At 76.0% G+C, this 13,053-nt stretch carries 6 protein-coding genes; all 6 read right to left on the reverse strand.

The window, feature by feature from the left end:
* Nucleotides 1-5: 5 nt before the first annotated feature.
* The 6 genes from ACIBVL_RS20300 to ACIBVL_RS20325 all read right to left on the reverse strand — a co-directional run bounded on the left by ACIBVL_RS20300 (nucleotide 6) and on the right by ACIBVL_RS20325 (nucleotide 12,922).
* Nucleotides 6-1,826, reverse strand: coding sequence for a hypothetical protein (locus ACIBVL_RS20300; RefSeq protein WP_399098591.1), 1,821 nt, complete (start codon nucleotides 1,824-1,826; stop codon nucleotides 6-8).
* Nucleotides 1,823-5,353 (reverse strand): DUF5682 family protein, encoded by a 3,531-nt coding sequence (locus ACIBVL_RS20305; protein WP_399098868.1) that lies wholly within the window; start codon nucleotides 5,351-5,353, stop codon nucleotides 1,823-1,825. Before ACIBVL_RS20305 ends, ACIBVL_RS20300 begins: the two co-directional genes overlap by 4 nt.
* Nucleotides 5,350-6,519 carry an AAA family ATPase gene (locus tag ACIBVL_RS20310; RefSeq protein ID WP_399098869.1) on the reverse strand — a complete coding sequence of 390 codons (1,170 nt, stop codon included), beginning with the start codon at nucleotides 6,517-6,519 and terminating at the stop codon, nucleotides 5,350-5,352. Before ACIBVL_RS20310 ends, ACIBVL_RS20305 begins: the two co-directional genes overlap by 4 nt.
* A gap of 35 nt (nucleotides 6,520-6,554) precedes the next feature.
* On the reverse strand, nucleotides 6,555-11,573 hold the full coding sequence (locus ACIBVL_RS20315; RefSeq protein WP_399098592.1) for a hypothetical protein: 5,019 nt from the start codon (nucleotides 11,571-11,573) through the stop codon (nucleotides 6,555-6,557).
* A complete protein-coding gene (locus tag ACIBVL_RS20320; RefSeq protein WP_399098593.1) occupies nucleotides 11,570-12,424 on the reverse strand; it encodes a DUF4132 domain-containing protein in 855 nt (284 codons plus the stop codon). The genes ACIBVL_RS20315 and ACIBVL_RS20320 overlap by 4 nt, the downstream gene beginning before the upstream one ends.
* A 111-nt stretch (nucleotides 12,425-12,535) precedes the next feature.
* Nucleotides 12,536-12,922, reverse strand: a complete 387-nt coding sequence (locus tag ACIBVL_RS20325) for a cold-shock protein (RefSeq protein ID WP_399098594.1) — start codon at nucleotides 12,920-12,922, stop codon at nucleotides 12,536-12,538.
* Between the last annotated feature and the right edge of the window lie 131 nt (nucleotides 12,923-13,053).

The raw sequence follows: 13,053 nt of genomic DNA on the forward strand, positions 1-13,053 counted from the left end.
CTGACCTAAAGAGGAGCCGTCGGCCGACTTCCCTGAGCAGGAAGCCCGGTTGCCTCCGTAAGCGCACCCCACGCCGCAGCGCACAGCGCCCGTTCCACCTCGTCGGTGTAGACGGCCGCCGCCAGCCAGGCCTCGGCGAAGCGGTCCGTGTCGGCGGGGAGCAGCCTGCCGAAGGCGTCACGGGTCCGGTCCGCGGCCCCGGCGTGGAGTCCGTCCAGGAGGCCGGCCGCCGTGGCGAGGCCGGCGCTCCGCAGCCGCGCGCCGTCGCCCGCCCCGCCTCCGGGGAACGCCAGCACGCGGCGGCCCCCGGACACGGCCTGGTGCACCCGGCGCCGCAGCAGGTGCAGCGGCGCCTCGTCCACCACGGGCGCCATGACGGGCGGGGACTGCGGCACGGGCAGATCCGCGCGTTGCAGCCGGTCCAGGCCGAGGTCGACCCGGGCCTCGGGCAGGGTGGGGTGCTCGGCGGCGAGCAGCAGGGCGCGCGGGAGCGGTCCCGGCGCGAGCCGGGCGACGATCCGCAGGCGGCTGCCCCGGGCGGCGGCGAGCAGCCGGAGGTTGTCGCGGTAGGGGAGGGCCGGGTCGTCGTGGGCGACGGCGAGCCGGAGGGCGAGGCCCCCGCAGTCCGCCAGCAGACAGTCGCCCGTCGCCTCGCGGACCGTGCCCAGGAGGGTCACGTCGAGGAAGAGCAGGTCATGGCCGTCGCCCAGGGCGCGCGCGACCTGCTCGGCGACGGGAGTCGCCCACAGCCGGCCGAGCGGCTCGGCGCTCCACGCGGCACCGGAGGCGCGAACCGCCCGTACCCCCGCCCCCGCGCCGAGCCGGCCGGTCGGCGAGACGGTGGCCCCGGAGACCGCGAGCCCCGCCCGGGACAGCTCACGATGGGTCAGTGCCGTATCGCCGACGCGTACGGTCCGGTCGGCGGCACCGGTCGCCCGGCCGGGACCGCCCGGGGCCACGTCGGACACCGTGTACAGACGGCCCTCGGAGTCCGCGGTCCAGGTGACCGCGCCCGCGTAGCCCGTCGCCGTCAGCACCGGTTCGGAGAACAGCCCGTACAGCCGCAGCGAGCCGTCCGGGGTGTACGGCTGCCGTACCGTGCCGCGCAGGTCGGCCAGCTCCGCGCCGGTGCAGTGGGGCAGACGGTGGGCCACGCCCAGGACCGCGCGGAGGGTGCCGACGAGGTCCGGGAGACGGTACGCCGGGTCGGCGGAGCGCGCCGCGCGCACCCCGGTGACAACGGAGACCGCTGCGGCGGAGGCCCGGGGCAGACCCGCGAGCCTGGCGGTGTGCGCGGCGCGCAGCAGCTCCGCCTGGAGTACGGCACCGGCGCCGTCCGTACCGGCGTCGAGCACGGCGGCCGCCGCGCCGAACACGGCCCGCGCGGCGGCGAGTTGCTCGGGGGAGGGGAGGTCGGTCTCCGGTTCCGGCATCTGTTCCGGCGGCTCCTCGGCCGCGGCTTCCCGTGCGGGCGCCGGGATGTCCTCCGCGACCGGCGCCGCCGAGGCCGCCGCCGCCCGGTGCAGACAGTCCGGGGCCAGCAGACAGCCGCAAAGGATCGCGTCCGCGCGGGTCACCGTCCCGCCGGGGGCGTGCAGTTCGAGATCGGTGTCGTCGTCGACGGCGACACGTACGGTGTCGCCGTCGCGGACGGCGGGCCGGGCCGCCAGTTTGGCGACGCCCGCGTCCAGCCGCTTGCGCAGCCGGGGCGACAGCGCCTCGACGAGTTCTGCGGTGACGGACGGGGCGACCGGAGGCAGACCACGGATCGTGCGGTCCGGAGACAGGTCCGGGCTCTTGCCGTCCGGAGACAGGTCCGGGCTCATGCGATCTTCTCCCCTACCCAGCGGGCGAGTTCGAGCGGACTGAGGGCGGCCACGGGCATGCCCGCGGAGACGAGCTGACCCGCGACCCCCGTGGAGTAGCGCGGCCGGCCCGTGTCGTCGAGACTGGCGCACCCCAGGACGTGACAGCCGGCGCCGACCAGCGCGCGGACCTCGGCGAGCAGGCCGCCCAGCGGATAGCCCTCCTCGAAGTCGCTGACGACCACGACGAGCGTGCGCGAGGGCACGGTCACCAGCTCGCGCGCGTGCCGCAGCCCCGCCGCGATGTGCGTGCCGCCGCCGACGCTCACTTCCAGCAGCAGCGAGAGCGGGTCCTGGACATGCCCGGTGAGGTCGATGACCTCCGTGGAGAAGGCCAGGAAGTGCGTGGACAGGGTCGGTACCCCGGCCAGCACCGAGGCGGTCAGCGCGGCCCACACCGTGGACGCCTCCATGGACCCCGACACGTCAGTGACCAGGATCAGCCGCCAGTCGGAGGCCCGCCGGGCTCGCGTCCGGAACACCGGGCGCTCGGGGACGACCCGGACCGTGCCGTCCGGGCCGCGCCGCGCGGTCGCCAGGTTCGCGCGCAGGGTGCGGGGCAGGTCCAGACCGCCTCCCGGACGCCGGCTGGGGCGCGGCAGGGCCGTGCCGTGCAGGGCGGGCCGCAGCCGGGTGGCCAGCTCCCGGGTCAGTGCCTCCACCAGCCGCCGCACCAGCGGACGCAGTGCCGCCAGCCGGGCCTCGGGCAGGCCGCCGGCGTGCCGCAACACCGTGCGCAGCAGGTCCACCGAAGGCCGCACGCTGTCGGCGTCCAGCTCCGTGAGCACGTCCTTGCGGCCCGCCGTCGCGGCCGCCGCCAGCACCTCCTCCCGGATGCCCGGCCCGAACAGCGCCGCCAGCTCCTGCGACCACTCCCGCACCCCGGGATACGGCGCCTCCCGTCCGCCGCCGGTCCCCGCACCGGTCAGATCCCCCCGGCTGCCCTCGCCGCGCCCGCTGCCGTACAGCTCGTCCAGCGCGGTCGCCAACGGCGCGGCGGACGCGGGCAGCCGATCCGTACGGCGGCCCAGGACGAGCCGCCAGCGGTCGACGGGAGCGATGAGCCGGTCCTCGGCCACGGGCACGCCGGTCCCGGCGGTGACGCCGGGCAGCGCGACCTCGGCCGGCGCCGGCAGCAGCCCGAGGGAGCGCAGGGCGGCACGGGCGGCGAGGTCCGCCTGCGTCCAGACGGCCAGCGCCACCGGGTCGACCCCGCCCGTGTCGGCGAGACGGGTGGCGTCGAGGTGCTCCTCCACCGCCGAGAGAAGCCGGTCGCGGGCCGCGGGGCTCAGGGTGTCGAAGCCGCCCCGCAGCGCCGGGAGCCGGTCCAGGAACGCACGGTCGGCGAGCTCCGACACCCGGTCCAGCAGCGGCTCCAGGGCCTCGGCCGCCGCCTCCAGCAGCGGCCCCGCGGCCGTCAGCAGCCCGCTCAGCCGGGCGGTCAGGGCGGAGCGTGCGTCGGCGTCCACGGCCCCGTCCACCCATGAGGCGACACGGTCGCCGAACACCCGGGCGTCCTCCTGCCCGAGCAGCACCCGGACCGCCCCGGCGGCACCGCGCATCAACGGCGACCCGTCGGCGGCCAGCCGCGCCAGGGCGTCGGTGAGCCGGATCCCGCCCAACAGGTCGGCGCGATGGGCGAGTTCGAGCAGGGCGTGCGCGTCGGCGGGGTCCTCGGACCCGGTCAGTCCGTCCACCTGCCGCACCGCCGCCGAGGTCAGCAGCTCGGCCACGGCCGCCGCGCGCTCCGTACGCCTCTCGTCGGCGGCGAGCCCGGCGATGTGACCGGACCCCAGCCGGTCCAGCAGGGCGAGCCCGGCGAGGAGTTCGGGGAGCGTGCCGGCCTGGGGCAGCACCTCGGCGACATCGTCGAGCCGCTCGTCCACCAACGCGGGCAGACCGCACTCCGCCGCCCGCGCGAGCCCCTCCAGCACCTGCGCCCCGGTCGAGCCGCCCTCGTCGCGCTCCGCGCGCCGCCGCTCCCGCAGCACACCCTCGGCGGCCTGGGCCGCGGTGACCCCGCGCACCCCCGCCGCCGTCAGCATGGCCGCGGTCGCAGGCGTCCAGCGCACTTCCCAACGGGAGGTCAGCGCCTCGGCCCCGCCCGCGCCGACGACATCCTTGGCCTCCCCGTACGGGACCCCGCACACCGTCAGCCGACGCAGCAGCAGCTCCCGGCGCCGGTCGAGGTCGGAACGCAGCGGGTCGAGCCGCAGATCCTTGACCGCGCCGCTGCCGCCGCTGCTGACTCCGCCGCTCTCCGGTCCGGGCAGGCCCAGCGCCGCGACCTCGGCCTCGACCGCGGGGATGAGACCGCTGCGCGGCGCCCGCGAGGCGGGCCGCCCGGTGCGTGTGCCGACCAGCACCCGCTCCATCGCCCGCGCCACGGCCCGGCCCCGCCCGTACGGCTCCCCTTGTGCGAGCACCGTCTGCACGGCTTCGACCAGTTCACCCCGCCCCGCCGCCGGCAGCCCGCGCAACCGGGCCAGGTCCGAGGCGAGCCGGCTGATCTCCCGTGCGTCGGCGGGCCCCGACGGATGCCCGAGCCCCCGCAACTCCGCGCACACCCGCACGGCCGCCCGCGTCAGCGCCTCCTCCAGCGCCGTCGGATCCCCCGCCGCCCGCAGCACCATGTCCTGCCACTCCGGGTCCCGGATCCCGGCCGGATAGCCGGAGCGTTCGTCCAGGAGGGCGTAGGTGTACGGGATCAGCGACGTCGTCCAGGAGAGCTCGCCGGCACCGGAGACTTCGTCGCCCTCCTCGCCGGCCGGCCCGGTGAGCGCCGGTGCGTGGAAGGCGCCGACGATCACGGCGGCCCGCTCCCCGCCCGCGGTGGCCTCGGAGATCCGGGCCCGCATCCACCGCTCCCGCCGCAGGTCCAGCTCGGGCACCCCGCCCCCGGCGGCCGCGTCCGCGCGCAGCGCCCACCCCGTCAGCAGGGCCGCCCGGCGCAGTGCCTCGGGCGGGGAGCCCGGGGCGGTGGCCTCGACGAGCCGGTCCCACAGATCGTCCCCCGGCCGGCCCGTCAGCCGGGACCGCAGCGCGGTGGTGAGGCCGAGGGACTCCCCGTGCGCCGCGCTCCCGCGCCCCTCGCCCCACGCCCGGTGCGCGAGCGGCAGATCGCAGGCGACCACCGGCACGCCGTGCCGGTCCGCCCAGCGCACGGCCGCCAGTTCGGGCGAGAAGTCGGCGAACGGATAGAACGCCGGGCCCTCGCCGCCCCGCCCGTCCCGGGGCGCGGCGGCGAGCGCGACCGGGGCCCGTGTCTCCTCGTGCCCGAGCCAGGGCAGCCACTCCTGCATCTCGGCCGGCAACTCGACGAGCACCACCTCCGGCTTCACCCCGTCGAGCAGCGCGGGCACGGCCGCGGCCAGGGCCGGCGAGTGGTGCCGTACGCCGATGAGACAGGGCGCGGCCGGATCGGTGAGGGCGGCGAGGGCCTCCTCGGGTGAGCCGGGGGCGGCGGTGGGAAGCGACACGGCCGTCAGCCCTCCAGGACCGTACGCAGGTCCCACAGGGTCCGCCAGGTGGCGGAGCCCTGTTCGGCGCGGCGCCGGACGGGACCGTCCCAGTAGCCGCGCAGCCGGGCCGCGTCGGCCGGGTCGTCCTTGCGGACCACGCCCAGCAGGTGCCCCGGCAGCAGGCCGAGCACATCACGGTCCCCCGGGAAGTAGGCCGCCGCGAGCCCCAGCGCGCCCGCGACGGACACCGCCTCCGCCGTGCTCATCACCGTCGACGGCCGCTCCACCTCCCAGCCCTCCGCCGACCGGCCTTCGCGCAGGTCACGGAAGGCGGTGACCAGCGCCTCCAGCACCGCGTCGTCGACCTGGAAGGGCGCCCCGCCACGCTCCACGGAGGCCCGCGCCTGGCTGCGCACCAGCGCGGTCTCCGCGTCGAGGTCCGGAATGGGGCCGACCGTCTCGAAGTTGAAGCGGCGCTTGAGGGCCGCGGACATCTCGGAGACGCCCTTGTCGCGCAGGTTGGCGGTGGCGATCAGGTTGAATCCGGGCGCGGCGTGCGCCAACGCGTCGTCCGTGCCCGCCAGTTCGGGTACGGCGATGCGTCGCTCGGACAGCAGCGACACCAGCGAGTCCTGCACCTCGGGCAGACAGCGGGTGACCTCCTCGACCCGGGCGATGCCGCCCCGGCGCATGGCGGTCAGCACCGGCGAGGGCACCAGCGCCTGCCGGCTGGGGCCCTGGGCCAGCAACAGGGCATAGTTCCAGCCGTACTTGAGCTGGTCCTCGGTCGTGCCCGCCGTGCCCTGCACGACCAGCCCGCTGGTGCCGCACACGGCGGCCGACAGCAGCTCGGACAGCATCGACTTGGCGGTGCCGGGCTCACCGACGAGCAGCAGGCCGCGCTCACCGGCGAGCGTGACGACACACCGCTCGACCAGAGCCCGGTCGCCGACGAACTTCCCCTCCACCACCAGCCGGCGCGGCACCCCGTCGGGCACCTCGGCGCCCTCGGGCAGCTTCAGGGCCCGGCCGTCGCTGCCCATGACGAAGGTGACGACCGAGCGCGGCGTGAGCCGCCAGGCGGGCGGACGCGGACCGTCGTCGTACGCGGCGAGGAAGGCCAGTTCGGCGCCGTACCGGTCCTCGGGCGGGACGATCTGGCGGGTGGGCTCGGGGGACGGCGTGGTGGTCATCGCGGTGTGTTCTTCCAGGCGGGGCGGGACGGTGGTCATCGGCGGCGGCCCTTGCGGGTGGCGCGGGTGGTGAGCTGCTCGTACGCCGGGGCGTCACCTGCGCGGACCCGGTCCCACGCCCGGGTGAACAGCTCGGGCACCGGCACCAGCGGGACGGCCCGGCCGTAGCCGTGGACCGGGTAGAGACCCCGCTTCCAGAGCTCCACCGGCAGCGCGGGCGACTTCAGGTCCAGCCAGCCGCACGGCAGGAAGAGGGTGCGTCCGGCACGTGGCCGCTTCGCCTCGACGACCAGGTCGGTCGCCGCGAGTTCGGCGCGGGCCTTCTTCATCCGGGCGGGCTTCCAGCCGGTCCAGCGGGCGCAGTTGCGGTCCGTGGGGTCGGGCAGGGCGAGCAGCATCAGATAGAGCGCCGCCGCGTCGGCACCGAGGCCGTGCTTCTCGGCGACCTCGGCGACCAGGGCGGGCACGCCGACGGTCGGGTCCTGCGCGTATCCCAGGGGTCCTTCGGAACCGATGCCGGCGGCGAGAGCGCGGGCGAGGTCCTCGTCGAGGATCGTCCGCAGGGCCCACATGCCCTGCCCCCGGCCGAGCCCGACGAGCCCCTCGAGAAGCCCGAACACCGGGTCCTCGGGGCCGTGGAGCGCGCCCGGCCGGACCAGGACGGTCTCCTGGTCGCCGTACCAGGGGCGCAGCACCAGTGCCTCGCCCACGGGTGTCAGACCGTGCGCGTCGGCGCCGCCGGTGGCGGGCAGCCCGTAGGCCTTGCGCAGTTCGACGGCGGTCGGATCGGCCTTCGCCGTCCACGCGACGTCCAGGTCGACCAGCAGCCCCGGGTCGGCGACACGGCGGCGCAGCGCGGCGAGACTCCCCGGCAGCGCGGCCCGCAGCGTGTGCCCGTATGGCAGGGAGTAGGCGAGCCCGGCCAGGGCGGCCACGGCGCGCGTCAGGTCGTACCGGCCGGGCAGCGCCTGCGGGTCCTCCGCGACGAGGTCGCCGTCCTTGTCGGGCCGCTGGACCGTGGTGCGGCTGATCCAGGGGGTCCGCCCCGGGTTGAGCACCTCGTCGACGGACCCGGTGGGCAGGCCGTCCAGGGCGAGCTCTCCGGCGAGGTCCTCCGGCAGCCGGACGACTCCGTCGAACCGCTCGGCCCACACCCGGCCCGCCGCCTCCGTGTCCGGGCCCGCCGTCCACAGGTCTCCGGTCTCGCGCGGCAGCAGCGCGCCGACCAGCGCCACCCGGTCCTCGCCCCCCACCGAGCTCAGCAGGCCTTCACCGACGGTCTTCTGACGGGGCTTCAGGCCGGTGGCGGCGATCACCTCGTCGGTGAGCTGCGCCGGAAGGCCGGCCAGCAGCAGGGCCGCCTGCACGGGCCCCAGCCCGTCGCGCGTGGCGGCGGCGAGGGCGGTGGGCGCCTCCGGCTGCCAGGGCGCCGGGCCCTTGTCCCGGACGAGCCTGGTGACGGCCCCGAGGGCGTCGGCGGGGAAGGCCGCGGGGTGCGCGGTCTCCCGCTCCAGGGTGAAGTGCGCCACCGCGCCGAAGGCCCCGGTCGGATCGTGGTCCAGGGCGAGCCAGTTCACGAGGTCGTGCTGGTGGTCGACGCTCCTGCAGGCGAGCACCACGACGGTACGGCCGTCCCGGCGCAGCACCTGACCGACACGCTCCTGCTTGTCGTGCGGCTCGCTCAGCACGATCTCGCGCAGGGCGCCTCCGGGAGCGGCCAGCGGCCCGTCCGTGATCGCCTCGAACAGCAGGAGCAGGGCCTGACGGTGCGTCTCGGTCACCGTCGACGAGGCGGCCCGGTAGGCGAGCGGGCGCAGCACGTCCAGCACGGACGTCCACACCGCGCCGCCCCCGGGGACGGTGAACTCGTCGCTGCGCCACCCCTCGGCGGTGCCCGTGAGCCGCATGGCCTCGGCGAGGGGCTTGCCGTCGGCGGGCCCGCCGGACAGCACATGGTTCACGGCGCGGATCTGCCGCAGCGTGCTCCAGCTCGGGGCGCCGCCCCACCAGCCGTGCAGCCCCGCGAAACCGGTCACGGCCTCGCGCAGCGTCGTGTCGTCGCCGTACTCGGGGCTGTAGTCGAAGAACATGCCTTCGGTGCGCGCGGTCTCCTTCCTCGGCCGCTCCGCCGGAGGCGCCACATACGCGGCGGTCAGCTCGGCGTGCCGCAGCATCGCGCGCACCAACTGGCCCACTCCGACGGCGAGCCGGGGGTCGCCCAGGGCGGGCAGCGCGTCGGACACGACCTGGCTCAGCACCTCGTCGGCCGTCGGGACCACGGCCTTGGCGGCAGAGGTCCCGTCGACCGCCCCGGCCGCCGCCAGCTTCTCCTGCCGCTCGGCCAGCGCCCGGTCTCCGGCGTGCAGCAGCTCGGCCGCCTGCTCGTCGGTCAGCGCGCGCAACACGGCCGACGCCCGCTCGTCACGCGGACGCAGCGCGTGCCAGAACTCGACCGGCGGCACGAACCGGGTGCCGTGGGCGAACTCACCGCCGCGCTCCATCGGCGTGACCCGGCCCAGCTCCCCGGCGGCGGACGTGTCGCCCGCCGTGTACAGGGCGATCTGCCGGTGGGCGCGGACCACCACGGGCTCGGCACCCCCGGGCAGCCGCAGCGCGCCGAGCGGAACGCCCGGGGCGTTGGCACCGGCCTCCGGCAGGGCGACGGTCCGGCCGTCCGGGGTGCCGGCGACCGTGCGGGCCTGCGCGCCCTCGCCCTCCGTGCGCACCCAACGGCCCAGGACCGTGCCGTCGGTGCCGAACGGGCTCTGCTCCAGCCCGGGTTGGAGCGGCAGCACCTCGCAGTGCTGCTGCAGCAGGGTGGCGTCCTCCCGGATGCCGCTCCGCAGGAACGCGGGCAACGAGGCACGCCCATGCTCGCCGGTGGCCGGGTCGTACTCCAGCCACACCTGCTGTCGGCCCTGCCTGCCCTGACGCCAGTACGAGGTGCCGTCGCCGAGGATGCTGCGGCGGGGCGGCAGGACGGTGTCGCCGGCGTGCAGGGTGCGTCCGCCGGTGGCCCGGCCGCCGCCGCGCAGCGGGATCGAGGGTTCGCCCGCGTCACCGGCGCCGTACCAGTAGTGGGGGATCTGCTCACCGCCCACCGGGAACACGTCGGCCGGGCGGGCGGACCAGTAGCCGAACTGCTTGCCGTCCTGACGCCACATCACCAGCAGCTCGCCGTCCGCGTAGCGGAACGACGGCCGGTGCCAGCGGTCGGGATCGACGGGCAGGCGCAGGTCGTGCTCCAGCAGGATCTCCTCGGGGCCGACGACGAACACCTTGTGGCCGCGGGAGAGGATCAGCGCCGGCCAGGCCTCCTGGACGGTCATCGTGGTGTCGTGGTCGCGCTGGACCTTGGTCTCGGCGTGGATCCGGCGCACCGCCTCCTCGAGCGCGGGCCAGCCCAGTTCGTCCAGGAGGCCGGCGCGCAGGGTGTGCCCGAGCAGCGGGGCGGCCTCGTGCGCGGCGACCTGGGCCACGGCGGCCGGGGCGACCCGGGCGGCCACGGCACGGAAGGGCCGCAGCCGCTCCAGCGCCGTGCGGGCCGCGGGCAGGCCGACGGCGGCGGTCAGCTCCCCGGCCGCGTCCTCCAGCCACTCGCGCAGCACGTCACGGAGGACGGGGTGGGCCGCCAGTGCCTCCAGCACCTCGGGGTCGGGGCGGTGACCGCCCACGGTGCTGATCTCGCCGTACAGCAGCCGCCGGTAACGCTGGTCCGCCGCGGTCGCGGTCAGGTCGCGGCGGCCGGGCCGGTCCCCGGACAGCCAGCGGTGCAGGCCCAGGTGGACGACGTCACCGTCGCCGGCCGGCGTCAGCGGGACGCCCTCCGCCACGCACAGGTCCAGCAGATCGAGGTCGGCACCGGCGTGCCAGCGGCCCGTCACGAGGTCGACCGGGCGGCCCCGGTCACGCAGCCGGGGCGCCATCCGCTCCACGAGCGCGAGGGTGGCCGGAGAACGCTCGCAGCTGTTGCCGCCGTGCTTGCGGTGCAGCGCCCAGCGGGTGAGCCAGTCCGCCGCGTCGACCTCGTCCGCCGCCGCACCGGCCTCGCCGGTGAGCAGCAGATCCGCCCCGCACTCCGCCAGCAGCTCCAGCCAGAACGCGTCGTCCTCGACGGACCGGCCGAGACCGGCCGGCATGATCTCCAGCAGCCTGCCCCGCACCTGCGGCTCCCGCTCGGCGAGCACGACCAGCGTCGCCCGGTAGGAGTTCCAGAAGGAGGCGGGAGCCCGGACCGCCGCGGGCGAGGCGAGCAGGTCGGCGACCAGCCGGCACTCCTCGGTGACCCGGTCCAGCTTCGCCGCCTTGATCAGCCCGCGCGCGTCCTGCGGCAGCGACGCGTACGGCGGCATGCCGGCCGCGCAGCGCTCCACCGTCAGCTGCCGGAACTGCGCCCAGGCCTCGGCCGGGCTGAGCCGCGCGGCGAGCGCCTTGACGTGCTCCTTGAGCGCCTTGACGGTCAGCGCGCCCGCGAACGCGAACTCCAGGAACACGGCACGCTGCCGCTCCTCGTCCACCTTCAGCGCGTGCACCCGCTCGGCTTCCCGGGCCTTGCCGAAGAAGGCGGCGGCGTAGGTGGTGTTCTCCTGCTGGAGGAAGACCCGCGCGGCCTGCTCGTAGAACGTCGGCAGGAAGTGCGGCACGGCCCGGCCGAGCCGGGTGCCGAGCTCCTCGAAGCCGTCCTTGGCGGCGCCGGGGCGGGACTTTGCCTGCCGCCCGAGCCGTTCGACGTCCTTGACCAGCGCCAGCGCGTGGTGGCCGTTCGCCGGGTCGTTGACCAGCGCCCAGGCCGGGAAGCCGAGGGTCTCCCGGCGCACCTGCCCCACCTCGGGGACCTCCGCGTCCCGCACCAGACCCAGGAAGTCCAGCGCGAGGTCCTCGGCCTCGCCGAGGGTGCCCGGCACCAGCCGGACGATGTGCCGGTCGTCCAGCGCGGGATGGGTGTACGTACGGACGGTGAGCGTGTCGGCGTCCTCGCGGCCCGTGCTGCCCGGGGGCAGGACCGCGCCCGCGTCCAGGAGCGCGCCCGCGGTGGCCTCGTCGTAGGTCGTCATGCCGCGCGCTCCTCGTCCTCGATGTCGCGTCCCGCGTACAGCGCGGCCGCCATCCGCATGCCCTCCGACCAGGCCACCGGCCCCACCTGTCCGAGCTTCAGCACCCGGCCCGCGGGATCCGTGAACACCAGCGGACCGGTCTCGGACTCCTCGTAGCCCTCGTAGTCGCCCACCCACACCCGGGCCTCGACGGCGTGGCCGTCCTCCAGGACGGAGTGGACCGCGTTGCCACCGCGCACGCGGTAGCCGAGCTGGGTCACCCGGCCGTGCAGGAACCGCTGCTGCTTGAACGCCCCGCCCGCGTACTCCTCGACCGAGGTGCCCTCGGCGTCGAGCGCGGCGGGCTTGTGCCAGACCTCGCGGAAGAGCTGCTGGGCGCGCTGCTCGACACCGAGCTCGACGGCGAACTCCCGCAGCTCCTCCAGTTCGTCGAGGAGCACCGGGTGCGGCAGGCGGACCAGATCGGGGGTGATGCGCACGGTGTCGCCGTCGAGATCGACCAGGCCGAGGCCGCGCTCGCGGTCGGCGTCCCGCAGGAATCCGGCCACCTCGCCGTCGGCACCGGTGACGACGAGGTCGCGCAGGGCGGCCCGCCAGGCCGGGTCGGGCCACACGCGTGCGACGACCGCGAACGGCACCGGCAGCGAACGCACCATCCACCGCTCCACGTCGGCCAGGCACTGCCGTTCATGCCGCTCCAGCCATTCGACGAGCTGACGCAGCCCCACCACCACCGGATCATCGGCGATCTTGGGCGGCACCGACTTCAGCACCCGCCCCGCCGTGTTGCGGCACACCACCTTGCCGTCGTCGAGGGCGACCTCGTAGTCGCCGGCCGACACCCACCCCATGCGCGCCTCCCGCACCCGCAGTGATCAAGTGACGGGAACTGTAGGGCAGGCCACTGACAACGGGGCCCCGGCCGAGGAACGGCCGGGGCCCCGTCGGCGGTTTCGGGGCGCTCAGCCCTCGACCCAGCCGTGGTTCTTCGCGAACTGCGCCAGCCCTCCCCGCACCTGGACGATCTGCTCTCCGGTGAGCGAGGGCGCCGCGCTCAGCAGTGCCTCGGTGACGTCCCGGACGAACTCCTCGGTGCTGAGCACGTCGCACAGCTCGTCGTCCGCCGCGAGCGGCTTGCCGTCCGCGCCCCGCGCGAGCCGTACCCCGGACGCCTTCGGGCCGCGCTCGCCGTCCTCGATCTCGAACTCCACGACGACGCCGCGCCGCACCTGCGACTCCGGCATCAGCATGTCGTTGACGTGCAGGAAGACATCCTCCCCGCCGTCGTCGGGCGCGATGAACCCATAGCCTCGCTGGCTGTCGAAGCGCACCACACGACCAGCAACCATCCCAACCCCCAGCAACCTCGAAACACCCACGTCGGTGAACCTGCCCCGATCGTAGTCAAACCGACTGCCCGCGGGCGACTCCCGGGTCGTCATCGCGCGCGCTACCGCCCGGTGAGCAGCTCCATCACGGC

Source organism: Streptomyces sp. NPDC049687 (assembly GCF_044465285.1).
GTDB lineage: Bacteria > Actinomycetota > Actinomycetes > Streptomycetales > Streptomycetaceae > Streptomyces.

Bases quoted from the DNA above. Each gene is read 5' to 3' on its own strand.
- ACIBVL_RS20300 (WP_399098591.1), bottom strand. From the start codon at position 1,826: ATGAGCCCGGACCTGTCTCCGGACGGCAAGAGCCCGGACCTGTCTCCG.
- ACIBVL_RS20310 (WP_399098869.1), bottom strand. From the start codon at position 6,519: ATGACCACCACGCCGTCCCCCGAGCCCACCCGCCAGATCGTCCCGCCC.
- ACIBVL_RS20315 (WP_399098592.1), bottom strand. From the start codon at position 11,573: ATGACGACCTACGACGAGGCCACCGCGGGCGCGCTCCTGGACGCGGGC.
- ACIBVL_RS20320 (WP_399098593.1), bottom strand. From the start codon at position 12,424: ATGGGGTGGGTGTCGGCCGGCGACTACGAGGTCGCCCTCGACGACGGC.
- ACIBVL_RS20325 (WP_399098594.1), bottom strand. From the start codon at position 12,922: ATGGTTGCTGGTCGTGTGGTGCGCTTCGACAGCCAGCGAGGCTATGGG.